The organism is Enterobacter cloacae complex sp. GYL001 (assembly GCF_049237125.1).
GTDB classification, from domain to species: domain Bacteria; phylum Pseudomonadota; class Gammaproteobacteria; order Enterobacterales; family Enterobacteriaceae; genus Enterobacter; species Enterobacter hormaechei_C.
The window spans coordinates 236,012-261,494 of sequence record NZ_JBMKGW010000005.1 but is presented as its reverse complement, the minus strand read 5'-3'; the positions used below and the strand labels follow the sequence as shown (position 1 = coordinate 261,494).

At 56.9% G+C, this 25,483-nt stretch carries 24 protein-coding genes; 16 read left to right on the top strand and 8 right to left on the bottom strand.

Going from position 1 to position 25,483, the window contains the following annotated elements; genetic code table 11:
• Nucleotides 1-10: 10 nt before the first annotated feature.
• On the bottom strand, nt 11-934 hold the full coding sequence (locus ACOTWU_RS12500; protein ID WP_126498530.1) for a LysR substrate-binding domain-containing protein: 924 nt from the start codon (nt 932-934) through the stop codon (nt 11-13).
• Nucleotides 935-1,161: 227 nt separating this feature from the next.
• Here ACOTWU_RS12500 and hglS point away from each other — a divergent pair, with 227 nt between their 5' ends.
• Together hglS and ACOTWU_RS12490 are read left to right on the top strand one after the other, a co-directional pair.
• The gene (gene hglS, locus ACOTWU_RS12495) at nt 1,162-2,505 is read left to right on the top strand and encodes a 2-oxoadipate dioxygenase/decarboxylase HglS (protein WP_045334836.1); all 1,344 of its coding nucleotides are present in this window, start codon (nt 1,162-1,164) and stop codon (nt 2,503-2,505) included.
• A gap of 42 nt (nt 2,506-2,547) precedes the next feature.
• Entirely contained in the window at nt 2,548-4,053 is a 1,506-nt protein-coding gene (locus tag ACOTWU_RS12490) for a carboxylesterase/lipase family protein (RefSeq protein ID WP_017384004.1), read from the top strand.
• On the opposite strand, the gene ACOTWU_RS12485 is transcribed toward ACOTWU_RS12490, so the two are convergent.
• Entirely contained in the window at nt 4,040-4,882 is an 843-nt protein-coding gene (locus tag ACOTWU_RS12485; protein WP_015570561.1) for a LysR family transcriptional regulator, read from the bottom strand. The genes ACOTWU_RS12490 and ACOTWU_RS12485 overlap by 14 nt on opposite strands.
• Nucleotides 4,883-4,995: 113 nt before the next feature.
• On the opposite strand from ACOTWU_RS12485, the gene ACOTWU_RS12480 reads away from it, so the two are divergent.
• From ACOTWU_RS12480 to rimL, 4 genes are all read left to right on the top strand, one after another.
• Nucleotides 4,996-6,165, top strand: a complete 1,170-nt coding sequence (locus tag ACOTWU_RS12480) for a pyridoxal phosphate-dependent aminotransferase (RefSeq protein ID WP_017384002.1) — start codon at nt 4,996-4,998, stop codon at nt 6,163-6,165.
• A gap of 10 nt (nt 6,166-6,175) precedes the next feature.
• Nucleotides 6,176-6,949: an ABC transporter substrate-binding protein gene (locus ACOTWU_RS12475; RefSeq protein ID WP_003857237.1), complete on the top strand. Its 774-nt coding sequence runs from the start codon at nt 6,176-6,178 to the stop codon at nt 6,947-6,949.
• Between the two features lie 230 nt (nt 6,950-7,179).
• Nucleotides 7,180-8,835, top strand: a complete 1,656-nt coding sequence (locus tag ACOTWU_RS12470; protein ID WP_032619695.1) for a glucan biosynthesis protein D — start codon at nt 7,180-7,182, stop codon at nt 8,833-8,835.
• 95 nt (nt 8,836-8,930) lie between these two features.
• A complete protein-coding gene (rimL, locus tag ACOTWU_RS12465; protein ID WP_032653529.1) occupies nt 8,931-9,470 on the top strand; it encodes a 50S ribosomal protein L7/L12-serine acetyltransferase in 540 nt (179 codons plus the stop codon).
• Here the strand turns inward: rimL and ydcK are convergent.
• Nucleotides 9,465-10,445 (bottom strand): YdcK family protein, encoded by a 981-nt coding sequence (gene ydcK / locus ACOTWU_RS12460; RefSeq protein ID WP_126498531.1) that lies wholly within the window; start codon nt 10,443-10,445, stop codon nt 9,465-9,467. The two genes, rimL and ydcK, sit on opposite strands and share 6 nt — an antisense overlap.
• A 121-nt stretch (nt 10,446-10,566) precedes the next feature.
• On the opposite strand from ydcK, the gene tehA reads away from it, so the two are divergent.
• Nucleotides 10,567-11,562 (top strand): dicarboxylate transporter/tellurite-resistance protein TehA, encoded by a 996-nt coding sequence (tehA, locus tag ACOTWU_RS12455; RefSeq protein ID WP_023303716.1) that lies wholly within the window; start codon nt 10,567-10,569, stop codon nt 11,560-11,562.
• On the top strand, nt 11,562-12,155 hold the full coding sequence (gene tehB / locus ACOTWU_RS12450; protein WP_015570555.1) for a tellurite resistance methyltransferase TehB: 594 nt from the start codon (nt 11,562-11,564) through the stop codon (nt 12,153-12,155). Before tehA ends, tehB begins: the two co-directional genes overlap by 1 nt.
• Here the strand turns inward: tehB and pepT are convergent.
• Nucleotides 12,152-13,381, bottom strand: a complete 1,230-nt coding sequence (gene pepT, locus ACOTWU_RS12445) for a peptidase T (RefSeq protein WP_126498532.1) — start codon at nt 13,379-13,381, stop codon at nt 12,152-12,154. The genes tehB and pepT overlap by 4 nt on opposite strands.
• A gap of 111 nt (nt 13,382-13,492) precedes the next feature.
• On the opposite strand from pepT, the gene ACOTWU_RS12440 reads away from it, so the two are divergent.
• Both ACOTWU_RS12440 and ACOTWU_RS12435 read left to right on the top strand, forming a co-directional pair.
• Entirely contained in the window at nt 13,493-15,088 is a 1,596-nt protein-coding gene (locus tag ACOTWU_RS12440) for an ABC transporter substrate-binding protein (protein WP_045331860.1), read from the top strand.
• A gap of 134 nt (nt 15,089-15,222) precedes the next feature.
• Nucleotides 15,223-15,897 carry a DUF3313 domain-containing protein gene (locus ACOTWU_RS12435; RefSeq protein ID WP_003857221.1) on the top strand — a complete coding sequence of 225 codons (675 nt, stop codon included), beginning with the start codon at nt 15,223-15,225 and terminating at the stop codon, nt 15,895-15,897.
• A gap of 34 nt (nt 15,898-15,931) precedes the next feature.
• On the opposite strand, the gene ACOTWU_RS12430 is transcribed toward ACOTWU_RS12435, so the two are convergent.
• On the bottom strand, nt 15,932-16,828 hold the full coding sequence (locus tag ACOTWU_RS12430) for a DMT family transporter (RefSeq protein WP_023303719.1): 897 nt from the start codon (nt 16,826-16,828) through the stop codon (nt 15,932-15,934).
• Between the two features lie 174 nt (nt 16,829-17,002).
• Here ACOTWU_RS12430 and ACOTWU_RS12425 point away from each other — a divergent pair, with 174 nt between their 5' ends.
• Entirely contained in the window at nt 17,003-17,875 is an 873-nt protein-coding gene (locus tag ACOTWU_RS12425; RefSeq protein WP_006810606.1) for a helix-turn-helix domain-containing protein, read from the top strand.
• Here ACOTWU_RS12425 and ACOTWU_RS12420 read toward each other — a convergent pair.
• Nucleotides 17,855-19,042 (bottom strand): benzoate/H(+) symporter BenE family transporter, encoded by a 1,188-nt coding sequence (locus ACOTWU_RS12420; RefSeq protein ID WP_228336787.1) that lies wholly within the window; start codon nt 19,040-19,042, stop codon nt 17,855-17,857. The two genes, ACOTWU_RS12425 and ACOTWU_RS12420, sit on opposite strands and share 21 nt — an antisense overlap.
• Before the next feature lie 71 nt (nt 19,043-19,113).
• On the opposite strand from ACOTWU_RS12420, the gene ACOTWU_RS12415 reads away from it, so the two are divergent.
• Nucleotides 19,114-19,641, top strand: coding sequence for a helix-turn-helix domain-containing protein (locus tag ACOTWU_RS12415; protein WP_015570550.1), 528 nt, complete (start codon nt 19,114-19,116; stop codon nt 19,639-19,641).
• Nucleotides 19,642-19,721: 80 nt separating this feature from the next.
• Nucleotides 19,722-21,686 carry a peptidase U32 family protein gene (locus ACOTWU_RS12410; RefSeq protein ID WP_108394207.1) on the top strand — a complete coding sequence of 655 codons (1,965 nt, stop codon included), beginning with the start codon at nt 19,722-19,724 and terminating at the stop codon, nt 21,684-21,686.
• On the opposite strand, the gene ACOTWU_RS12405 is transcribed toward ACOTWU_RS12410, so the two are convergent.
• Entirely contained in the window at nt 21,683-21,916 is a 234-nt protein-coding gene (locus ACOTWU_RS12405; protein ID WP_015570548.1) for a DUF2554 family protein, read from the bottom strand. The two genes, ACOTWU_RS12410 and ACOTWU_RS12405, sit on opposite strands and share 4 nt — an antisense overlap.
• 243 nt (nt 21,917-22,159) lie before the next feature.
• On the opposite strand from ACOTWU_RS12405, the gene ACOTWU_RS12400 reads away from it, so the two are divergent.
• Nucleotides 22,160-22,522: a hypothetical protein gene (locus ACOTWU_RS12400; protein WP_015570547.1), complete on the top strand. Its 363-nt coding sequence runs from the start codon at nt 22,160-22,162 to the stop codon at nt 22,520-22,522.
• 148 nt (nt 22,523-22,670) lie between these two features.
• Here the strand turns inward: ACOTWU_RS12400 and ftrA are convergent, their stop codons facing one another.
• Entirely contained in the window at nt 22,671-23,669 is a 999-nt protein-coding gene (gene ftrA, locus ACOTWU_RS12395) for a transcriptional regulator FtrA (RefSeq protein ID WP_023303721.1), read from the bottom strand.
• Between the two features lie 73 nt (nt 23,670-23,742).
• Between ftrA and ACOTWU_RS12390 the strand changes: the two genes are divergently transcribed.
• Together ACOTWU_RS12390 and ACOTWU_RS12385 are read left to right on the top strand one after the other, a co-directional pair.
• Complete coding sequence (locus tag ACOTWU_RS12390; RefSeq protein WP_015570546.1) at nt 23,743-24,153, top strand: rhodanese-like domain-containing protein; 411 nt, start codon at nt 23,743-23,745, stop codon at nt 24,151-24,153.
• A 156-nt stretch (nt 24,154-24,309) separates the two neighbouring features.
• Nucleotides 24,310-25,413, top strand: coding sequence for a cobalamin-independent methionine synthase II family protein (locus ACOTWU_RS12385; protein WP_015570545.1), 1,104 nt, complete (start codon nt 24,310-24,312; stop codon nt 25,411-25,413).
• Nucleotides 25,414-25,483: the final 70 nt, after the last annotated feature.

The following is a 25,483-nucleotide window of genomic DNA, read 5'->3' as shown; positions in this document are numbered from 1 at the left end:
GCATTTAGGGTCAGAGAGGCATTGATTTACGAATGGCGCTTAACAGCGTTTGCGCGCCTTCAGAGAGCGGGGCATCTACCCGCGTCAGGATCCCAATCGGTTCTCCCGCGCCGGGCGATGTTACCGGCAGCGCCGTAAGCACGCCGCGTCGCAGATCGTCCTTCACCGCGCCGGACGGCACAAACCACACGTAGTCGTAATCCACCGTAAGCTGGCGCGACAGCGACGCCGAGAGCGTTTCAATACACCCGGAAGGCAGCGTGCAGCCCTGCATTTGCAGCAACGCTTCCGCATTCTGACGCGGAACGGTTCCTTTTGGTGAGACCACCACCGGCCACTCCATCACGCGGCTCAGGGTCACGGTGTCCTGCAACAGGGGATGATTCGGACGCACGACCAGCTTCAGCGATTCCAGGAACAGCAGCTCGTAATTCAGGCCGCTCATCAGTTCCAGATCGGACATCCGCCCAATGCCCAGATCCAGCTCGCCTGACTTCAGGCCCGCCAGCAGCATGGTGTTATTCATGGTCGCGACCTGAAGCGTGGCGTGCTTTTGCTGACGGTGGAACTGGCCGATCGCCGCAGGCAGTATTCCCAGCGCCGCCGTTGGCAGCGCGCCCACGCGCACGATGTCGCTGGCCGACTCCTCTTTGCGGTTGAGCGCCTGACCGGCGGTATTGAGGGCATCGAGAACTTTAACGGCATGCGTCAGGAACTGTTCACCCACGAGAGTAAGCTGAGCGCCCAGACGGCCGCGATCGAACAGGCGGGTTCCGGTAAGCTGTTCCAGTTCGTTCAGCGTTTTGGATAGTGCAGGCTGACTGAGGTTAAGGGTTTCAGCCGCTCGCCCCAGCGTTCCCTGTTGAGCGACGGCCACAAAAGTATGCAAATGGCGCAAGCGTATGCGCTGACTGAACAGACCATTTTTTTCCATAGGCGATGTTAAAAACAGAGCGACGCGGGTGACAAGTTAAGATGTTTGAATTTGATAACCTGATAGCAAAATATTTTTAACATTTGATCTATTTGAGTTACAACCGTTTTTCGAAAATGCCCACGCTTTGACCACTGGTCTGCCTGGATCACAATTCGTAAATTCTTCCCAACGAAAGGAACGGGCTTCTCTACACTCCAGGTAGTATTCACTGGAGGCATGACATCATGGCGAACACCATCACGGCTGATGATATTCGGGAACACTTTTCGCAGGCTATGTCGGCGATGTACCAGCAGGAAGTTCCGCAGTACGGCACCTTGCTGGAACTGGTGGCGGACGTTAACCTGGCGGTTCTGGAAAATAACCCACTTTTACATGAACAACTGGCAAACGCAGACGAACTGGCGCGCCTGAATGTTGAACGTCACGGTGCGATCCGCGTTGGCACCGCGCAGGAGCTTTCCACCCTGCGCCGGATCTTCGCCATTATGGGCATGTATCCGGTCAGCTATTACGATCTCTCCCAGGCGGGCGTGCCCGTCCACTCGACGGCGTTTCGTCCGACAGACGATGCGGCGCTCTGCCGTAATCCGTTTCGCATTTTTACCTCGCTGCTGCGCCTGGAGCTGATTGAAAACGTTGCGCTGCGCGAAAGGGCGGCGGAGATCCTCTCCCGGCGCAACATCTTTACGCCGCGCTGCCTGGAACTGATCGACCTGCATGATGCGCAGGGACACTTTACTGAGGCACAGGCGCGCGAATTTGTGCAGGAAGCCCTGGAAACCTTCCGCTGGCATCGCCATGCGACGGTCGATCAGGAAACCTATCTGGCGCTGAGCAACGAACATCGCCTGATTGCCGACGTGGTCTGTTTCCCGGGGTGCCATATCAACCATCTCACGCCGCGCACGCTGGATATCGACCGGGTGCAGGAGCTAATGCCGAATTACGGCATTGAGCCGAAAATTCTGATTGAAGGCCCGCCGCGCCGCGAGGTGCCGATCCTCCTGCGCCAGACCAGCTTTAAGGCGCTGGAGGAGCCGGTGCTTTTCGCGGGAGAACACAAGGGCACCCATACCGCGCGTTTCGGTGAGATTGAGCAGCGCGGCGTGGCCCTTACGCCGAAAGGGCGCGAGCTGTACGACAGTCTGTTAAATCAGGCCGGGACCGGCAAAGACAACCTGACCCACCAGCTTCACCTGCGCGAGATCTTCAGCGCCTTCCCGGACAGCGAAATGTTCCTGCGCCGTCAGCGGCTGGCTTATTTCCGCTACCGTCTGACCCCGACAGGTGAGGCGCATCGCCACGCATTTCGTCCCGGCGACGATCCGCAGCCGCTGATCGAACGCGGCTGGGTTGTGGCACAGCCCATCACCTACGAGGATTTTCTGCCCGTCAGTGCGGCGGGGATCTTCCAGTCGAATCTTGGCAATGAAACGCAGGCGCGCAGCCACGGCAATGCCAGCCGCAATGCCTTCGAAGCCGCGCTCGGCTGTGCGGTGTACGACGAGTTTTCGCTTTACGAGGAGGCGGAAGCGCGCAGCAAACAGCGTTGCGGTTTGCTCTGAAACCGTTACTCTGCAAGGGTGTGATGGAAAAAGAAGGTTGGTATGGAAAATCCCTCCGCCCCTGTGGTTGAAACGCGCCAGGGCGCATTGATTGGTTTTACTGAAGGCGATACTCATGTGTGGTGCGGTATTCCCTATGCGGCACCGCCCGTAGGCCAGTGGCGGTGGCGCTCCCCGCGTCCTCCCGCGCGCTGGGATGGCGTACGTCCGGCGACGGCGTTCTCCGCCTCCAGCTGGCAGAGCAGCGAAAGCTGTCAGGAGCTGGGTGGCGGCGATCCCGGCCAGTTCTCTGAAGACTGCCTGTACCTTAACGTCTGGTCGCCAGTCGCACGCGCCGATCCGCTTCCGGTGATGGTCTGGCTGCACGGCGGAGGATTTACCCTCGGCGCTGGCGGGCTGCCTCCGTATAACGGCAGGGCGCTGGCGAAGCGCGGCACGGTGGTGGTGACGATCAATTACCGTCTCGGACACCTCGGCTTTTTTGCCCATCCGGCGCTGGAGGGGGAAGAAGAGCGCGTGGTGCATAACTTTGCGCTGCTCGATCAGATCCAGGCCCTGGAATGGGTGCGCGATAACATCGCCGCGTTCGGCGGCGATCCTGAGAACATCACCGTATTTGGCGAGTCGGCCGGCGCGCGCAGCGTGCTGTCGCTGATGGCCTCTCCGCTTGCGCGAGGACTGTTCCATAAAGCCATTGTGCAAAGCGGGTACACGCTGCCCGACACCCCACGCGGGCAGGCCATGCATAAAGGCGAAGCGATTGCCGCCCATTTCGGCCTGCAAAATGCCACCGCTGAACAGCTTCGCGCGATCCCGCCTGAGGCGTTCTGGCCGCTGACCTCGCCGCTGAATATCGCCCCTGCGCCCATCGTGGGGGATTGCGTTTTGCCTGAGGCCATGCTCGACGTTTTCTTCGCGGCCCGCCAGCATCCTGTACCGGTGATGATTGGGTCAAACAGCGACGAAGCCAGCGTGATGTCGGTGTTCGGGGTCGATCTGGCCGGGCAGATCCAGAAGCTTCGCCGCGAGCGGCGCTTTGGCCTGGGGCTGATTAAGCTGCTTTATCCTGGCGTGAAGGGCGATGAGGAACTTGGCAGGCAGGTATGCCGCGACATGGCCTTCACCACCATGGGATACGTGGTGATGCAGGCGCAGCAGCGGGCGGGCGGCCTGTGCTGGCGATACTGGTTTGATTATGTGGCCGAAGCGGAGCACGCGACGTACATCAACGGCGCCTGGCACGGCAACGAAGTGCCCTACGTGTTCGATACCCTTGGACAGGTGGAACCCTCGCGGCAGTATGTAAATGAACGCGATCTGGCCTTCGCCGCTCAGGTGGCGGACTACTGGGTGAGCTTCGCCCGGGATGCGGGGGCACGCGATAGCCTGGCAGGGCCCACGCGCTGGCCCGCCTGCCGGAAAGGGCGGGACGTGCTGTTACGTATCGGTGTGAATAAACATGCAGGTTTTCGGCTTGAAAACCGCTTTATGCGTGCCCGTATGAGCCTCTTCAAACGGGTGATGAAACACCACGTCAGCCTCGACTGAGCAGACAGGCGCGAAACGCATCCAGTCCGTTTTCCGGGCCGGGTGCGTCGCGTAATACCAGCCGATAGCTCGCCCCCGTCTTTATGCTTGTGTCAAAAGGCCGCATCAGCCGTCCGGCGCGCACGTCCTCCTCCACCAGTGTTTCATCCGCGATGGCGATGCCCAGCCCCTGAATGGCGGCGGTAATGGCCAGATCCATGGTTTCGAAGTGTTGATTTTTGAGCATAGCTGGCGGCGGACCCGGCTGTTTCGCCAGCCACAGCGTCCAGTCCGTTTTGTCCCGCGTGGGGTGAAGGAAGGTGAGAGTTTCCAGCGCAGAACCGGCCCGTACCGGGCTCATCACCGGGGTTAAGGCCTCTTCGAACAGCAGATCGCCGGCGCTCATGTGTGTCCCAAACACAATCGCCGCGTCACAGGATTCGGTTTTGAAATTGACGTTATGATCGGTGGTGGTGGTCAGCGCAATCTGGAGTTCCGGCTGTTCGCGCTCCACCTGTAGCAGACGCGGCACCAGCCAGCGCATCGCGCAGGTAGGCGCTTTCAGACGAATAACGGTCTGGTGCGTTCGCGCCTGTTCAGCAACGTTCAGCAGGTGCTCAAACGCAGATTGCAGCTCCGGCAGCAGGGCGCTTCCCTGAGAGGAGAGACGCAGGCCGCGCGCATGGCGCTCGAACAGCGGGAAGCCGAACCAGCTTTCCAGCGAAGCGATTTTGCGGCTTACCGCCCCCTGCGTCAGACAAAGCTCCCTGGCAGCATGGGTAAGATTCAGGTGACGCGCGGTCACGATGAACGTCTCTACGGCATTGAGCGGAAATGAACGACGCGACATATCTCACCTTAGCTATGCGTTTTTGTCATGGCTATTATGACAACAATTCGATTGTCCCGGCAATGAAGTTGTTGTTTGAATAGTTATGCATTCACCACGAGAAGGGACAGAGGATGACTTTGAAAACGCCGGTGCAGACACGATCCAAATTGCCCGATGTGGGAACCACCATTTTTACCGTTATCGGCCAGCTTTCAGCCCGGCATAACGCTATCAACCTTTCTCAGGGTGCGCCGAATTTTTCCTGCGACCCAAAACTTATCACCGGCGTGACCCGCGCCATGGAGGCAGGGCATAACCAGTACGCCTCCATGACCGGGCTGCAACCGCTCAGGGAGCGCATCGCAGACAAAATTGCCACGCTCTATGGCACACGCTATGACCCGGCGAGTGAGGTGCTGGTGACCGCCAGCGCCAGCGAAGGGCTTTACTCAGCCATCAGCGGGCTGGTTCATCCTGGGGATGAGGTGATCTATTTCGAGCCCTCCTTTGACAGCTATGCGCCGATTGTGCGTCTGCAAGGGGCGACGCCGATCGCCATTAAGCTGACGGTACCGGATTTTGCCGTGAACTGGGATGAAGTACGGGCGGCTATTACCCCGCGCACGCGGATGATCATCGTCAATACGCCGCACAACCCGAGCGGACAGGTGTTTTCAGCCGCCGATCTGCACCAGCTGGCAGCGCTGACGCGCCACACCGACATCATCATTTTGTCTGACGAAGTGTACGAGCACGTCGTTTTTGATGGCGAACCGCACCACGGAATGGCGACGCACCCGCAGCTGGCGGAGCGCAGCGTGATTATTTCTTCTTTCGGAAAAACCTATCACGTCACCGGCTGGCGCGTGGGTTATTGTGTGGCACCCGCGGAGCTGATGGATGAGATATGTAAAGTCCATCAATTTTTAATGTTCTCGGCCGATACGCCGATGCAGTACGCGTTTGCCGAACACATGACCGATCCGCAAACCTGGCTGTCGCTGGCGGCGTTTTATCAGCGCAAGCGCGATCTGCTGCAAAGTTTGCTCGCCGACTCACCGTTCAGGCTGCTACCAAGTGCCGGTTCGTTCTTCCTGCTGGCGGATTACAGCGGCTTTAGCGACGAGCGCGACAGCGAGATGGTGAAAAGGCTGATTGTCGAGTACGGGGTTGCCACCATTCCGCTGTCGGCGTTTTATGCCGATGGCACGGACAATAAGTTAATCCGTCTCTCTTTTGCGAAAGATGAGGCGACGTTACGGGCAGGTGCCCAGGCCCTTTGTCGGGTTACACCACGTTAAGGAATTTGAGATGAAATTACGCGCGTTAGTTGTCGGCATGGGACTGTTGTGTTCATTCTCGTCGTTTGCCGCTACCGAGTTGCGATACGGGCTGGAAGCGGAATATCCGCCGTTTGAAAGCCGCAATGCGTCAGGGGAGCTGGAAGGGTTTGACGTAGAGCTGGGAAATGCCATCTGTAAAGCCGCCGCGCTGAAGTGCAGCTGGGTTGAAACCTCGTTTGATGCGTTGATCCCCGGTCTGGTGGCGAAAAAGTTCGACGCCATAAACTCGGCGATGAACATCACCGAACAGCGTCGCAAAAGCATTGATTTCACCCAGCCCATCTATCGCATTCCCTCCCAGCTGGTGGGCAAAGCCGGTTCTGCGGTAGAGGCTACCCCCGAAGGGCTGAAGGGCAAAACCATCGGCGTTCTTCAGGGTTCAATTCAGGAAACTTACGCCAAAGAGCACTGGGAAAAGCACGGTGTCACCGTGGTGTCTTATAAAGATCAGAATATGGCCTGGGGAGATCTGCTGAATGGTCGCATCGATGCCTCGCTGGTCATGTCAGCGGCCGGGCAGGCAGGTTTCCTCAGTAAGCCGCAGGGTAAAGGGTTTGGCTTTATCGGCAAACCGGTGTCGGACGACACCATCCTCGGCAGTGGGATCGGCTTTGGGCTGCGTAAGGGGGATGAGGCCACCAAAAAGCAGCTTGATGCCGCAATTGATAAAGTACGTGCCGATGGCACGATCGCTAAACTGGCTGATAAGTACTTCCCGGGTATCGATGTCAGCGTAAAATAACCGCCTCGTTGGTCCCGGCTGTTGATGTCCAGCCGGGACTCTTTTATACATAACTTTACCCCTTTTTCAGGCCGTTCTGGTCGACAGAAAATATTTCTCGGTTTGTTCAGATAATCACCCGCCAACAATTGGATTCTTAACCGTTTTTGTTTAGGCTGTGCGTTCTTTCTTGCCGTCATTTCGCTGCGCGCGAAACTCATTCACACGACCATAAGGACGTTTTCTCAGGCATGAATCGCAGACGTTTTCTCAAAGGTTCCCTGGCAATGGCTGCCCTGAGCGGCACTTCTGGCCTTGCTTCTCTGTTTTCCCAGGCGGCATATGCTGCTGACTCCGACATTGCCGACGGTCAGAGCCGTCGCTTTGACTTCTCTGTTCTGCAATCCATGGCGCACGATCTGGCGAAAACCCCGTGGGGCGGTGCGCCGCGTCCACTGCCGGAAACGCTGGCCACCATGACGCCGCAGGCGTACAACGCCATCCGTTACGATGAGAAGCAGTCGCTGTGGAATAACATTGAAGGCCGTCAGCTGGACGCCCAGTTCTTCCATATGGGGATGGGATTCCGCCGCCGCGTGCGCATGTTCTCGCTGGATCAAACCACCTCTCAGGCGCGTGAGATCCACTTCCGGCCTGAGCTGTTCAGCTACGGCGATACGGGCGTGGATACCCGCCAGCTTGAAGGGCAGAGCGACCTCGGCTTCGCCGGATTCCGCGTCTTTAAAGCGCCGGAGCTGGCGCGACGCGATATCGTTTCGTTCCTGGGCGCAAGCTACTTCCGGGCGGTGGATGATACCTACCAGTACGGCCTCTCCGCGCGCGGTCTGGCGGTGGATACCTTTACCGATACCCCGGAAGAGTTCCCGGATTTCACCTCCTTCTGGTTTGAAACCGTGAAGCCAGGTGATACCACCTTTACCGTCTATGCGCTGCTGGACAGCCCGAGCATTACCGGTGCCTATAAGTTTGTGATCCACTGTGAGAAGAGCCAGGTGATCATGGACGTCGAAAACCATCTCTATGCGCGTAAAGACATCAAGCAGCTCGGCATCGCGCCAATGACCAGCATGTTTAGCTGCGGCAACAACGAACGCCGCATGTGCGACACCATTCATCCGCAGATCCACGATTCAGACCGCCTGGCGATGTGGCGCGGTAACGGGGAGTGGATCTGCCGGCCGCTGAACAACCCGCAAAAGCTGCAATTTAACGCCTACCTGGATAAAAACCCGAAAGGCTTTGGTTTGTTGCAGCTTGACCGTGACTTCTCTCATTACCAGGACGTCATGGGCTGGTATAACAAGCGACCAAGCCTGTGGGTCGAGCCGCGCAACAACTGGGGGAAAGGTTCCATTGCCCTGATGGAGATCCCGACAACCGGCGAGACGCTCGATAACGTGGTCTGCTTCTGGCAGCCAGAGAAACCGGTGCAGGCGGGTGATGAGCTGGACTTCAAATACCGTCTCTACTGGAGCGCGCAGCCGCCGGTGCGTTCCCCGCTGGCAAACGTCTACGCCACCCGTACCGGTATGGGCGGCTTCCCGGAGGGCTGGGCGCCGGGTGAAAATTACCCGAAAGTGTGGGCCCGTCGCTTTGCCATTGACTTCGTCGGGGGCGATCTGAAGGCCGCCGCACCGAAGGGCATTGAGCCGGTGATCACCCTGTCCAGCGGTGAAGCGAAGCAGGTGGAGATACTCTATGTCGAACCGTTCGACGGGTATCGCATTCTGTTTGACTGGTATCCAACCTCTGACTCCACCGAGCCGGTGGATATGCGCCTGTTCCTGCGCTGTCAGGGCGATGCCATCAGCGAGACCTGGCTGTATCAGTACTTCCCGCCCGCGCCGGACAAACGTAACTACGTTGACGACCGGATCATGCGCTAGTCCTAATGGGTTTGTGCCGGGTGGCGACCCGGCCTGCTCTGGACGCATTTGTAGGCCGGGTAAGCGTAAGCGCCACCCGGCAATTAAGAGGCACCATGTCTTCAGAAATCATCCCCGTTAACCAGGAAATCGAGCTTCGCGCCGTCGAAGAGCGCTATACCACCGATCTGCATAACCTCGTAATCAAAAACAAAACTTGGCTGCAAACCGCCTTTGACTGGGCGCAGCATGTCGGCAGCGAAGAGGACACGCGCCGCAACGTGCAGAGCAACCAGATGTTGCACCAGCGCGGTTACGCCAAAATGTTCCTGATTTTTATGAATGACGAATTGGTGGGCGTGCTCTCCTTCAACGCGATCGAGCCTGCGAATAAGGCCGGGTATATCGGCTACTGGCTTGACGAGGCGCATCAGGGGCAGGGTATTCTTTCTCAGGCGCTCCAGGCGTTTATGCGCTATTACGTTGAGCGCGGCGAGATCCGCCGTTTTGTGATCAAGTGTCGCGTGGATAACCAGAGCAGTAACCGGGTGGCGCAGCGCAACGGTTTCACGCTGGAAGGTTGTTTGCGGGAAGCGGAAATGCTCAACGGTCGCTACGATGACGTGAACCTGTACGCCAGAATCTTCCCGCTATAGCGCCCCCAGCAGCGGCGTCCGGGTGATCCGCGTGTCGCCGTTGATCACTTTGGCTCCCCGGACGTGAATGCTTTCACCCTCCAGCGCCTCGATAACCGCATCGTCCGTTATTTCCACCTGATGCTCAATCAGGACATCGCCGCTGATACGCGCCCGCCCCTGAATGACCACTTTGTCATCAATCAGGATCGGCCCGCCGCGTAACCACGCCTCGCCGCCTATTAATACGTGGTGTTTAATGACGCAGTTGCCTTCGACGAGGGCGTTTTCCGCGACCTGTGAACTGTACCGCACGGTCGGGATGGCATCATCCTCCAGACCGGCCAGCAGACGGGCGTTGCCGTACACTTTGGCGCAGTCGCACACCCAGACGTTATTCAGCCCGTTGCCCTCAAGAATGGCGCGATCGAACACCTCGGCGCGGTGCTCAACAAAGGCCCAGGTCACCATGGCATCGCCGTAGATTTGTGCCTGATGCACAATACGCGACTGGCTGACCGTGGCTCGGTCATAGATTTGCAGGATCTGCTCACGGTCGGGTGTCAGCCCTTTGGCTGCAATCACCAGGCTGTTATGCAGCACCCGCGCGTCACCCGCGATACGGCATTCCCCGCGTACGGTGGAGTGCTGAATGGTGACGTTGTCACTTATTACCGCCCCGTGACTCACCTCTGCGGCGTCAAGCCAGCTGTTGCCGCCAATGTCTGCGTGGTGGCTTACGATGCAGGGTTGGGTGAGGCGGGCGTTACCGGATATCCTGGCCCCGGCAAACACCACGCTGTTTTCATCGTAAACCCAGCAATCCCCATCCTGGGCGAGCGCGTGTTCATCCTCAACCCAACCGCCTTTAGTCCCGCGGGTCACATCGTTAAAATCCTTCACGGCAATAATTTGTCTGAGAGGCGTTGTGCACGGCGTTGAGCCGTCCTGCCAGCGCCAGAGACGCGTTTCATTGCTAAGCCGATATTTTGTCATCGTGTTATCCCTGAAAAGCCTTTCAATAAACGTAGCAAAGTTTTGGTTTTTCGAAGTGCTGGCGTCCACTCAGGAAACCCCTTAAAATGGCATTTAAAATACATTTTAAAGTTTAAAAAAAATGCATAACCAAAACCAACGCGTTCTTAACTTGCCCGCCGGGTATTTCGGTATGGTCCTCGGGACCATAGGCATGGGGTTCGCCTGGCGTTACGCCGGCACCATCTGGCCGGTGACGCGCTGGCCGGGCGAGATCCTGGTGGCGCTGGCGGTGGCGATCTGGTTGCTTCTGAGCATGGCGTTTCTTACCCGTGCGGTACGGTTTCCACATAGCGTGCTGGCCGAGATGCGGCATCCGGTAATGAGCAGTTTTGTCAGCCTGTTTCCTGCCACAACGCTGCTGGTGGCCATCGGCTTTGTGCCGTGGTATCGCCCGCTGGCGCTGGGGTTGTTTAGCGTGGGCGTGGTGATCCAGCTTGCGTATGCCGCCTGGCAAAGCGCCGGGCTGTGGCGCGGCAAGCATCCGGAAGAAGCCACGACGCCGGGACTGTATCTGCCGACGGTAGCGAACAATTTTATCAGCGCGATGGCCTGCGGTGCGCTAGGCTTCCACGACGCGGGGCTGGTGTTCCTTGGTGCCGGGGTCTTTTCCTGGCTGAGCCTGGAGCCGGTCATTTTGCAACGCCTGCGCAGCGCGGGCGAACTGCCCGCTGCCCTTCGTACCTCGCTCGGTATCCAGCTTGCGCCTGCCCTGGTGGCCTGTAGCGCCTGGTTTAGCGTCAACGGCGGCGAAGCGGACACCTTCGCCAAAATGCTTTTCGGCTATGGCCTGTTGCAACTCCTGTTTATGCTGCGTCTGATGCCGTGGTATCTGTCGCAGCCGTTCAACGCGTCGTTCTGGAGCTTCTCGTTCGGGGTGTCGGCGCTGGCGACCACCGGTTTACATCTTGGGCAGAGCAGTCCGTCAGGGTTCTTTCATGCCCTCGCGGTTCCCCTGTTTATTTTCACCAACGTCATCATCGCGATGCTGCTGGTCCGTACTTTTATCTTGCTGATGCAGGGCAAACTTCTGGTGCGCGCTGATAAGGCACTGCTTATGCAATCTGAGGAAAAATAATGACTGTCGATGAAAACTACTTTACTGAGAAATATGGGCTGACCCGCACGCACTCAGAGGTGCTGCTCAGCGCGGACATTGTTAAGCCGGGTAAAACGCTCGATCTGGGTTGCGGAAATGGCCGCAACAGCCTCTACCTCGCTGCCAACGGCTATGACGTGACGGCGTGGGATAAAAACCCGATGAGCATCGATAACATTGAGCGCATTAAGGCGGCGGAAGGGATCGCGAATCTGGAAACGGCGATTAAGGATCTGAACAACCTGACCTTTGACGGCGAATACGACTTTATTCTTTCCACCGTCGTGTTGATGTTCCTCGAAGCGAATACCATCCCTGGTCTTATCGCCAATATGCAGCGTTGCACCAGACCAGGCGGCTATAACCTGATCGTTGCTGCCATGGATACGGAGGATTATCCGTGCACAGTCGGCTTCCCGTTTGCCTTCAAAACCGGTGAACTGAGCAACTACTACGAAGGCTGGGAGCTGATCAAGTACAACGAAGAGGTAGGGGAACTCCACCGTACCGATGCCAACGGGAACCGTATCAAGCTGCGCTTCGCTACCATGCTCGCACGCAAGCCCGCTTAACGCGCGGCCAGCAGACAGAGTTGCAGGGCCGTGCGACAGGAGGCCTCGAACGACGACAGCGGTAAAAACTCAAACTTCGAGTGGAAGTTATGGGCGCCGGTGAAGAAGTTCGGGGTGAGCAGGCCTTTGGCTGACAGGGCCGCTCCATCCGTGCCACCGCGCATGGGGATCGGTTTTGGGGTGATGCCGAGCGATTCCATCGCCTCGAACATCAGGTCGATCGCGCGGCGGTCTTCGCCAATCGCATTGCTGATATTGCTGTAGGTATCCTCAATGCGGTATTCCACGTTTGCCGTGGGATGCTGCGCGGCTATTTGCGCCGCCACATCGGCAATGTGCTGCTTGCGGGCGGCGAAACCATCTTTGTCAAAATCACGAATATTGGCTTTCAGTATCGCTTCGTTCTGCCCGGCCTGGATGCCGTTAAACCAGATATAACCTTCGCGCCCCTCGGTGCATTCCGGGGTTTGCCGGCGATCGAAATGGCTGATGAAATCCGTTGCCATCAGCAGCGGATTGACCAGCACCCCTTTGGCGGACATCGGGTGAGCCGTGACGCCGGTAAAGCGAATTTCAGCCGCCGCCGCGTTAAAGTTCTCGTAAACAATCTCCCCCAGCTCGCAGCAGTCGATGGTCCAGGCAAAATCGACGTCGAAGCGCTTCAAATCCAGCGCTTTCGCGCCACACAGGCCAATCTCTTCATCGGGCACAAACGCCACCACAATATCGCCATGCTTATGTTCAGCGGTGAGGTTTTCCAGCACCGTCATGACCACGGTGACGGCCGCTTTATTATCTGCGCCTAATACGCTGGTTCCGTCGCTGAAAATAATCTCCTCATCAGGATAAGCCAGAATTTCCGGGTGCTCATTTACGCGCAGCCAAATATCTTTCTCTTTATTCAGGCAGAGATCATTCCCCGTAAACGTTAATATTTGTGGATGAATATCCGGGGATAAACCGACGTCGACGGTGTCGATATGGGTAATAAAACCAATCCGCGGCGCGCCGGGAACATTGCCTTTTTTCACGGCGGTAACGGTGGCGAACTCATCTATCACAATATCGTCTAACCCCAGCGTTTCCAGCTCCTTCGCCAGCTCCCGCGCCATGTCGTGCTGGCCCGGGGTGGAGGGCAGGGTTTTGACTTTCGGGTCGCTCTGGCTGGTGATGGCGAGATAGCGGAAAAAGCGTTGGGTTAATTGTCTGGAGAGTTCTGAGCCCATAGTGTTTCCTTCTGTATTTATTTTTCATGTGTTTGCGCCATCACTTTAATGTTATTTATGAAATGGCAAAAGAAGTAATTAGCCGTCGAATTAAAAAGACAGGAATAAATGATGAAAAGCACATTCACAATGATAACGCTGGCGCTTGCTGCGCTGACGGTCAGTTCCACCGTCGCGGCAAAAACGCTGGTGTATTGCTCCGAAGGATCGCCGGAAAATTTCAATCCTCAGCTCTATACGTCGGGGACCAGCGTGGACGCCAGCGCCGTACCGGTTTATAACCGTCTGGTCGATTTCAAACCGGGCACTACCGAACTGGTGCCGAGCCTGGCGGAAAGCTGGGAGGTAAGCGACGATGGCAAGGTCTACACATTCCAACTGCGCAAAGGGGTGAAATTCCACAGTAATAAGCTGTTCACGCCGACGCGCGACTTCAACGCGGACGACGTGATTTTCTCGTTTATGCGCCAGAAAGATGTGAATCATCCCTACCATAACGTCTCCAACGGCAGTTATTCCAACTTCGAAAGTCTGGAGTTCGGCAGCCTGATTACCGCCATTGATAAAGTTGACGATCGCACCGTGCGCTTCACCCTGGCGCATCCGGAAGCGCCGTTTGTCGCTGATCTGGCGTGGTACTTTGCCTCCATTCTGTCGGCGGAGTATGCCGATGCCATGCTGAAAGCGGGCACGCCAGAAAAGGTCGATATGCAGCCGATTGGCACCGGGCCGTTTAAGCTGGCGCAATATCAGAAGGATTCCCGCATCCTCTTCACCGCTTTCCCTGACTACTGGCAGGGAAAATCGAAGCTGGATCGTCTGGTGTTCACCATCACGCCGGACGCCTCGGTGCGTTTTGCCAAAGTCGAGAAGAATGAGTGCCAGGTGATGCCGTTCCCGAACCCGGCGGACCTGCCGCGTATGAAGGCTAACAAAGACATCAACCTGATGAGCAAGGCCGGTCTGAATACCGGTTTCCTGGCGTTTAACACGCAAAAGCCACCGCTGGATAACGTAAAAGTGCGCCAGGCGCTGGCGATGGCGATTAACAAACCCGCCATCATTGAGGCGGTGTTCCACGGCACCGGCACGGCGGCGAAAAACCTGCTGCCGCCTGGCGTCTGGAGTGCCGACAGCGAGCTGAAAGACTACGATTACGATCCAGAAAAAGCGAAAGCGCTGCTAAAGGAGGCGGGATTTGCCAACGGCGTAAACATCGATCTGTGGGCCATGCCTGTGCAGCGGCCGTATAACCCGAACGCGAAGCGTATGGCGGAGATGATCCAGGCGGACTGGGCGAAAGTGGGCGTGCAGACCAAAATCGTGACCTACGAATGGGGCGAATACCTGAAGCGCGTGAAGGGCGGGGAGCATCAGGCCGCACTGATGGGCTGGACAACGGCGACGGGCGATCCGGATAACTTCTTCGGCCCGCTGTTTACCTGTACGTCCGCCAACGGCGGGTCGAACTCGGCCAAATGGTGCTATAAGTCGTTTGATAACCTGATTGCCGAAGCTAAATCGATAACCGATCGCGAAAAACGCGTGGCGCTGTACAAGCAGGCGCAGCAGATGATGCACGATCAAATGCCGGCGGTAATGATTGCCCACTCGACGATTTTTGAGCCAGTCCGTAAAGAGGTCACGGGCTATGAAATCGATCCCTTCGGCAAGCACCTGTTCTGGCAAGTGGACCTTAAGGAGTAATTTTTCACTGCCCGGTTTCGTTCGGGCAGTTTTTTCGCTATTTGTGCTGTCTTCGTCATTTTTTGCCACAACACATCGCCCGGTTTTTTGTTATAACTTCAAGTGCATACTTGCAGATAACATTGAATACCATCATGCGTACTCACACTTTTTTTAAAGTTGCAGTGCTTTCTGGTCTGTTGGCCCTTTCCGGCTGTGCGTCAAAAGTCGCAGCCCCCGATCAATATTCAGGCTTTTTAAAAGATTACTCCGGCTTGCAGGAGATGAAATCTGCAACCGGGAAGCCAACCCTGCGTTGGGTTGACCCGTCCTATAATGAGGCGAATTACGACAGCATTATCTGGACGCCGATAACCTATTATCCGACGCCAAAACCGACCACTCAGCTTGGGCAAAAAACGCTTGATGAGCTGTTGAATTATACCAATACCAAACTGAAAACCGCGATTGGCCAGCGTAAGCCGATTGTGACGACGCCGGGCAAACATAGCCTGATCTTCCGCGGCGCCATCACGGGTGTGAGCTCAGACAAAGAAGGTTTGCAGTTCTATGAAGTGGTGCCTGTGGCGCTGCTGGTTGCGGGTACGCAGATGGCAACGGGCCATCGTACCATGGATACGCATCTGTTCTTCGAAGGTGAGTTAATCGATGCGGCCACGAACAAACCAGTGATTAAGGTTGTTCGTAAGGGTGAAGGGAAAGAGCTGGCGAACGAGAATACGCCAATGGGCTTCGGCACCCTGAAGCAGGTTGTGGATGATATGGCGACGGATGCCACCATGTTTGATGTTCATCAGACAGCAAATTAATAAAAAATGGCCTGCATTTTCGCAGGCCGTTTTTTTATGCCGTCCGCAGGCGGCGGAACCAGGTTTCTGGCTTCGTAAACATCACCATATTCCCGCCCAGTATCAACAGCAGGCCGACGATCCCGTTGAGATGCCACACGTAACCCTCGTACACCGTTGAAATCGAGAGCGCCACCAGCGGGAACAGCAGGGTGCTGTACGCGGCTTTACCGGGACCAATGCGGCCTACCAGCGTAAAGTAGGCGCCGAAGGCAATCACCGAGCCAAACAGCGCAAGATAGAGCAGCGCCCCCATATAGCTCACCGTCCATTCCGGCATAAAGCTATCGCCCCTGAAGAGCGCGATAAGGCCCATCACGACGGTGCCGTACAGCATCGCCCAGGCGTTGGTGGTCATAGTTTCCAGCCCGTTTCGCTGATGACGCATGCTGATCATATTCCCCAGCGAGAAGCCGTAGGTGCCGAGGGCGGAAAGCCCGATGCCCGTAAGCAACGACGCGCTCCAGCCGCTGGCGAGCAGATCGTTCCAGAAAAGGGTAATGATCCCGATAAGCCCCAGCGCTGCCGCCGTCCAGAAGCGTGCGGGTGGGCGCTGGCCGAAGAAGATAAAGCTGTTGATGGCGTTATACAGCACGGCCATCGAGAAAATCACCGACTCAAGGCCGGTATTGATATGGGCGGCGGCGGTGTAAAAGCACCAGAAGTTGAAACAGAAAACGCAGCAGCCCTGAAGCATGCAGTAGAGATGATCCCGCAGCGCCAGCCTGCGCAGACGGCGAAGGGCGACCAGGACGATCATCATCGTGGCGCTGGCCACGGCGAAGCGCCAGAAAATGGAGACCGGCGCTGCAACCGGCCCCTGTTGTAAAAAAATGGCGATCCAGGTCGTGCCCCAGATAACAACGACCAGCCCATAGAGTAATGCGTTCATGGTGTCTCTCTTCTCATACCGCGAAAAACGACAGTGTGGCGAAAGAAGGGGGGGCCGGCTTTCATCGCCTTGCGCCGGACTTGCAAATTCTTGCGCTTTTTTCTCGCACAATGGCTGGTAACAGGCTGCAACACTTCTTAGACTGACAGTCTGATTAATCACCTGTTTACGGCCATGTCTCTCGTTTACGACACCTTTGAAACGTTACGCCAACAAAATGCAGTGCTGCGGGAAACCGTCGCGCTCAATACTGGCATTCAACTGGCGGCGTGGTACAACAAGCACGACACGATCACGGTGAAAAGCAACCATCACACCCTTAGCCTGTACGTGGCGGATGGCTATGAAAGCTATCAAAAAACGCCGGGTGGCTGGAAAAATGGCGGCGGGCCGGACCGTTTTTGTCTGATGCCGGAAGAGAGCGAATCCACGTGGGATATTCGTGACGACCTGTCGTTTGTGCACCTCTACTGCACCGATGAACACCTGCGGGACGTGGGGGAGAAAATCTGGGATAAACGACCGCTATCGCTGACGCTGGAGGAAAAAATCTTCGGCAGCGATCCGAAAATCACCGCCCTTTATCGCCAGTTTTTGCTCGGCTGCGACTGGCAGCAAAACGCCAATCAGCTCACCCTGAGCACCGCGTCGACCTTATTGCTGACGCATTTGGTCCAGCACTATTCCAGCGTACAGTGGAAGCTGCCGGTAGTGACCGGCGGGTTATCACCGTTTGTACTGCGCAACGTGCTGGCCTTTATCGAGGAAAACCTTGCACAACCCTTAACCCTGGCGGAACTGGCGGGCCAGGCCGCACTCAGTGAGTATCACTTTGCGCGGATGTTCCGCCAGTCGATGGGGCTGGCGCCACATCAGTACGTTATGCAGCGCCGCATGGAGAAGGCCAAAGCGCTGGTACAGCACACGACCACGCCGCTCACCGACATCGCGCTGGCCTGTGGATTTAACTCCGCCAGCCATTTCAGTAACCGTTTTCGCAGCATGACCGGCATTACGCCGTCACAGCTACGCGCGGCGAAGGCGTGAGAAGACGGCGTAACAGATCCCTCCCAGCACCAGCCCCCAGAAGGCGGAGCCAATTCCCAGGAGCGTGACGCCGCTGGCGGTCATCAGGAAGGTAACGATCGCCGCGTCGCGTTCTGCTTCATGGTTCAGTGCCTGATACAAACTCCCGCTGATAGTGCCGAGCAGGGCCAGCCCGGCCAGCGTCTGGATGCCGCTCAGCGGCAGGGCGGCCATCAGCCCGGAAATCGACCCGCCGAACACCCCCGCCAGCAGATAAAACCCGCCTGCCGCCGCCGCGGCCAGCCAGCGTTTACTGGCATCCGGATGGGCGTCCGGGCTCTGGCAGATGGCGGCAGTGATGGCGGCGATGCATATAGAATAAACGCCGAAGGGGGATAACAGCAGCGCCAGCCCGCCGGTGGCAACGATCAGCGGTGAGACCGCCAGCGGATAGCCCGATGCCTGCATGGTGGCGAAGCCGGGCGCATTCTGCGACGCCATGGTCACCAGGAAGAAGGGTAAGCCGATACTGAGCAGGCTGGTGAAGGTGAACGCAGGGGCAATGAATTCCGGCATGATGACTGATAACGTCATCCTGTTCGTGACAACGTCACCTCCGGCCCATGCCACGAACACGCCCACCAGCAGCGTGGCGACAATGGCGTACCGGGGCGCTACGGCTTTGGTCACCAGCCAGGCGGCCAGCATACTGCCGCAAAGAAAAATGTGTCCCTCAAGATTGCTGAATGCCTTCAGGCCAAACTGTAACAGCACGCCCGTCAGCATAGCGGCGGCAAGCGAGTGCGGGATTAGTTTCATCAACCGGGCAAACAGGCCGGTGACGCCGCACAGCAGAATCAGCGCATTCGCGAATATAAATACCCCGATGGTTTCCGCCAGCGTCACGCCTTGCAGGCTGGTGGCGAGCAGCGCCGCGCCGGGAGTCGACCAGGCGGTCAGCACCGGGGCTTTATACCACCACGACAATGCCAGCGTGCTGATCCCCATCCCGAGCCCCAGCGCGGTCATCCATCCGGCAATTTGCTGTGTACTGGCGCCAGCCGCCGCAGCCGCCTGCCAGATAATGGCGGCAGAGCTGGCATAGCCCACCAGAACGGCAACAAAACCGGCCAGCACGGCAGGAAAGAGAGAGGCAGTCGATCGCATGGATACTCCGTTGTGCGTTATAACGTCCAGGATAAGGTATCACTGTGCGCTATAGCGTACAAGTGGTATGCTTTGCCGCAACGGGAGGAACTATGGATATCACTCAACACCTGGCAACCACACTGAAAGCGCTGCGTCAGGCGCGGGGCTGGAGCCTGTCGAAACTGGCGGAAGAGACGGGCGTGTCGAAAGCGATGCTTGGGCAAATCGAACGCAATGAGTCCAGCCCGACGGTCTCTACTTTGTGGAAAATCGCCACCGGGCTGAACGTACCTTTTTCGGCGTTTATCACTCCAGAAAGCGAACCGCAGGCGGTGTTCGATCCGCAGCAGCAGGCGATGGTGGTGAAACCGCTTTTCCCCTGGGATGAACAGCTTAAGTTCGACCATTTCTCCATCACCCTGTCGCCCGGCGCGCTGAGTGAGTCCACGCCGCACGAAGCCGGGGTGATCGAGCACGTGGTGGTGATAAGCGGTGAGCTGGACATGCAGATTGACGGTGTCTGGCGCACGCTATACGCTGATTCCGGCGTGCGTTTTGCCGGCGATAAACCGCACGCGTACCGCAACAGCAGCGCCCGGACGGTGCATTTTCACTCTCTGATCCATTATCCCCGCTAAAGCGTCGCAAAACGGTTTCACTGGCACAGACTTCTGACTACAATAGCCGCCATTTTGACCATAACGGATAACGACGAAGTATGCGCCTGCACTCCCATCATCTTGAACTGCTAAGCCCGGCCCGCGACGCCGCCATTGCCCGTGAAGCCATTCTTCACGGAGCAGATGCCGTCTACATTGGCGGCCCTGGCTTCGGTGCCCGTCATAACGCCAGCAACAGCCTGCGCGACATTGCCGAGCTGGTCCCGTTCGCCCACCGTTTCGGGGCGAAGGTGTTCGTGACCCTGAACACCATTCTTCATGATGATGAGCTTGAGCCCGCGCAGCGTCTTATTACCGATCTCTACCAGACCGGCGTTGACGCCCTGATCGTTCAGGATATGGGCGTTCTGGAACTGGATATCCCGCCGATTGAGCTGCATGCCAGCACCCAGTGCGATATCCGCACCGTTGAGAAGGCGAAGTTTCTTTCGGACGTCGGGTTTACGCAGATTGTTCTGGCGCGCGAGCTGAACCTGAACCAGATCCGCGATATCCACCAGGCGACCGACGCGACCATTGAATTCTTTATCCACGGTGCGCTGTGTGTGGCGTATTCCGGGCAGTGTAATATCTCTCACGCCCAGACGGGGCGCAGCGCTAACCGGGGCGACTGCTCTCAGGCCTGCCGTCTGCCTTATACCCTGAAAGACGATCAGGGCCGCGTGGTGGCATTCGAAAAACACCTGCTGTCGATGAAAGATAACGATCAGACGGCCAACCTCGGCGCGCTGATCGATGCCGGTGTACGCTCCTTCAAAATTGAAGGGCGCTACAAGGACATGAGCTACGTGAAAAATATCACCGCCCATTATCGTCAGATGCTGGATGCCATCATCGACGATCGCGGTGACCTGGCGCGCGCATCCGCCGGTCGTACAGAGCATTTCTTTATTCCGTCGACGGACAAGACCTTCCACCGCGGCAGCACGGACTATTTCGTGAATGCCCGTAAAGGGGATATTGGCGCGTTCGATTCACCGAAGTTTATCGGTTTACCGGTGGGTGAAGTGCTGAAAGTGGCGAAAGATCATCTTGACGTTCAGGTTACAGAGCCGCTGGCGAATGGCGATGGTCTCAACGTGATGATCAAACGTGAAGTAGTGGGTTTCCGCGCCAATACGGTGGAGAAAATCGGCGAAAATCGCTATCGCGTCTGGCCGAACGAAATGCCTGCCGATCTCTACAAAGCCCGTCCTAATGCGGCGCTTAACCGTAACCTGGATCACAACTGGCAGCAGGCCTTGCTCAAGACCTCCAGCGAGCGCCGCATTGCGGTGGATATCGCGCTGGGGGGCTGGGAAGAGCAGCTGATCCTGACCATGACCTGCGAAGACGGTATCAGCGTGACGCATACGCTCGACGGCCTGTTCGAGGTGGCGAACAATGCGGAGAAAGCGCTTAGCAACCTCAAGGATGGCGTGGCGAAGCTGGGGCAGACCATTTATTACGCGCGCAATACTGAGGTGAATCTGCCGGACGCGCTGTTCGTGCCGAACAGCCTGCTGAACCAGTTCCGCCGTGAAACGGCAGAGATGCTGGATGAAGCACGCCTGGCAAACTATCCGCGCGGCAGCCGTAAGGCCGAAACGGTGCCTGCGCCGGTCTACCCGGACACGCATCTCTCGTTCCTCGCGAACGTTTACAACCACAAAGCGCGTGCGTTTTACCATCGTCACGGCGTGCAGCTGATTGACGCCGCGTATGAAGCGCATGAAGAGAAGGGCGATGTGCCGGTGATGATCACCAAACACTGCCTGCGGTTTGCCTTTAACCTTTGTCCGAAACAGGCGAAAGGCAATATTAAAAGCTGGAAAGCGACGCCGATGCAGCTGGTGAATGGCGATGAAGTGCTGACGCTGAAGTTTGACTGCCGTCCGTGTGAAATGCACGTTATCGGCAAGATGAAGAATCACATCTTCAAAATGCCGCCTCCGGGAAGCATTGTGGCCTCCGTCAGCCCTGACGATTTGATGAAGACCCTGCCGAAGCGTAAAGGCAGCTAACCCGCAGAGTGGGTATCCGGTTTGCGCGATTTCTGCCAGGCATGGTGCTCGCGCAACCCCTCCGCAGACTCCTCAGCCGCGCTGCGTAACTCGTCGCTGTCAGCTTCATGACGAAGCTGATGGTCGGCGTTTTTCACATACACAAATTCATGCCCTTTGTGCTCCGCCATAATCTGCCCTGAGAACAGGGCGCTAATCACCAGCAGTAGCGAAAATTCTTTTCTGAACATCCTTTATCCCCTGAAAATACGCTACGGTCATCGTAGGGATAATTTCATAGAGTAATTATTCGACTGTTTAAATTTGAGAAAATAGACTGTCAAAAATTGTGGTCGCAATAAAACTCACTTAAGACTATTCTTAAAAGCAATATCGCCGTTGTAAACTCCCATTTCTGGTATGCAAAGAGAAGCTAGATTTATTGGGAAATCATTTACAATAAGATTTTTCTGGCTAAGGATTGGATCGAATAAATGAAAAAAATAATCGTGCTATCACTTCTGGGCGTAGTGGTTGCGGTGGGTGCTGCGGCCAGCATCTATTCAAATGAAGAACCAGAATATATTCAGTCAGCAAAAAGCCGTGTCGGATCGTATTTAACCAGCGATTACGGACGTGTCGAATGTAATAGCACCCAGGTAAGTGAAGATCGCTGGGAGCTGGGCTGTACCAATAAGGCGAGGGGCAAAACCTTCCAGTTCGCCGTTTACCCATCCGAGCAGGCGCCGTATGGGGTCTCTCGTGCGTTTTATCTCGAAGCGATTAATGATGATGCCCGCCAGAGTGCAGAGCAGGGGCTGATGCGTTATCTGCAAATTAATACCAAAGCGGGTTAATCGATTCGTTTATGCTTCGTTGAGGCTCACAGTGGTAGATTGCAGGTGATCCACATCCCGGTATGGAATACCGGAGCGTAGATACCAAAATACAAATCTATCCATGCAAGCATTTACCGCCAGATTATGGCGGTTTTTTTTTGCCCGTTTATCGTACCGGCTGTAAAAATTGTTTGCGATATTGCGCGGGCGAAAGCGCAAATTGCTGCCGGAAATGGTGGCGCAGCGTGGCGCTTTGTCCAAATCCGGTTTGTTCCGCAATATTGTCGATGCTGAGTCGACTGTTTTCGAGATAATCTTTTGCCCGCTGCAATCGCGCAGTTAATAACCAGCGCGCGGGCGTTGTTCCGGTTGCGTCCTGGAAACGGCGCAGAAAAGTGCGCTGACTCATACCCACCCGCAGGGCCAGCGATTCGACGGTATGGGAAACGGCCAGATGCTGGTGAAGATAATCAAACAGCTGGCCCAGGCGCTGGCTCTCCCGCAACTGAGCCACCGGTCGGCTAAGCTGCTGGGTTTGCGAGCCGTCCCGATGGGGCGGGATCACCAGCCGACACGCCACGCAGTTTGCCGCTTCAATACCGTAATTCCGGCGCACCACGTGCAGGCACAGATCAATCCCCGCGGCGCTGCCTGCGGAAGTGAGAATATCGCCTTCGTCCTGGTACAGCACATCCTCAACCACGGTGATAGCGGGATAGCGTGCTTTCAGAGCTTGCGTGTAGCGCCAGTGGGTGGTTGCCTTCCGCCCGTCAAGCAGGCCTGAGGCTGCCAGAACGAAAACGCCAGAGCAGATTGAGAGTAGCTGACAACCCCGGGCATGCGCCGCACGGAGCGCCTGACAGAGCGCGTCGGGTACGGGTTCGTCCAGCCCTCGCCAGCCGGGTACGACAACCAGATCCGCCGTTTCCAGCAGACCCAGATCGCCATCGGCCAGAATACGGATCCCGCCCGTTGCCCGGAGCTCGCCGTCATCCACGCTCGCCACGGCGAACTGATACCAGTCCTCGCCCATCTCCGGGCGCGGCAAGCCAAAGATCTCTACCGCCACGCCAAACTCAAAGGTACATAAACCGTCATATGCCAGCACGACCGCGCGCGGCGAGGGATGTCTTAAGTTTGTCATCTTTTTGCTGTTTTCTGGCATAGGCGGACGCATTCATGGGCTGAAGTAAGGGATAGAGTAGTGTTAACACAAACACCACAAATGAGGAAGATTCATGAGCTATGTTACTGAATTTCCGGCTGCTGAGCCGCAGGAAGCCGTGGGGCATTTTCTGCGTCGTCTGAGCGTCGAGACGGACTGCGCCGATGTCCATCACGCGGTATCCAGCGGTGAGCAGGACTTTGTTCTGCTGCACGTTGTCGGAAAACCTGAACATTTTGCCCGGCGGCATCTGCCCGGCGCGCTGCATTTACCCTGGAGCCAGATCACCGCCGAGCGGATGAAAGCGTGGCCAGAGGGCACGCTGTTTGTCGTCTATTGTGCAGGCCCGCACTGCAACGGGGCGGACAGGGCGGCGCTGAAGCTGGCGCGTCTGGGTCTGCCGGTCAAGGTTATGCTCGGAGGCATGACCGGCTGGGAAGATGAGCGGTTCGCGTTTGCAGGATCTTCATCACCCGCCCTGTGAACATGAATTTATTTCAACACAGATGAAATTTTCTCGTTTGTCGGCGGAGAGCCGGTATGACATCTTTTCAGGACGTTTAGACATCCAGAAGTCTAAATATTCAAGAGATGAATTATCACTGTGGGCAATTAACGCCGACAGACAGAGGAGATTTCCATGCAGCGACACCATGCCCCGTACCGCGCCGATGTAGTCGGCAGTTTTTTACGCCCGGATTCTGTTAAACAGGCCCGTCTGCAATTTGCCAGCGGTGAGATCGATGCCGGTCAGCTTCGCGCGGTTGAGGACGAGGCCATTCGCCATGTTGTCGAGCAGCAGTGCGCCTGCGGTCTGCATGTGGTAACGGACGGTGAATTCCGCCGCGCCTGGTGGCACTTTGACTTCTTTGACGGGCTACAGGGCGTAGAGCGTTATGATTCGCAGCAGGGCATTCAGTTCAACGGGGTGCAGACCAAAGCCCATGGCGTGCGCGTAACGGGCAAACTGGGCTTCGGCGATCATCCTATGCTGGAAGATTTCCGCTACCTCAAAAGCATCAGCGGTAACGCACAGCCGAAGATGACCATTCCGAGCCCGAGCGTGCTGCACTTCCGCGGTGGCCGCAAGGATATTGATGCCACGGTATACCCGGATCTGAAAGATTACTTTGACGATCTGGCGACCACCTGGCGCGATGCCATTCGGGCCTTTTACGATGCAGGCTGCCGCTATCTGCAACTGGATGATACCGTCTGGGCCTACCTTTGTTCAGAAGACCAGCGCCGGCAGATCCGCGAGCGCGGTGATGATGCAGACGAACTTGCCCGAACCTATGCCCGGGTGCTGAATAAGGCGCTGGAGGGCAAACCGGACGATCTGACCATCGGGCTACACGTCTGCCGCGGCAACTTCCGCTCAACCTGGATTTCCGAAGGCGGCTATGAGCCGGTGGCGGAGGTGCTGTTCGGTACGGTGAACGTCGACGCGTTCTTCCTGGAGTACGACAACGACCGTAGCGGCGACTTTGCGCCACTGCGTTTTGTGCGCCCGGGTAAACAGCAGGTGGTTCTGGGGCTAATCACCACCAAGCACGGTGAACTGGAGAACCCGGAAGGGGTGAAAGCGCGTCTGGAAGAGGCCGCGCGCTACGTGGCGAAAGAGCAGATTTGCCTCAGCCCACAGTGCGGATTTGCCTCCACGGAAGAGGGTAACAGCCTGAGCGAAGCCCAGCAGTGGGATAAAGTTCGCCTGGTGACGCAAATCGCCAGCGACGTCTGGTAACATCGTTCACAGCGCTGCATTATTACAGTGCAGCGCTGTACCATTCTGAGTCGTTTCCCGTAGATCCTCT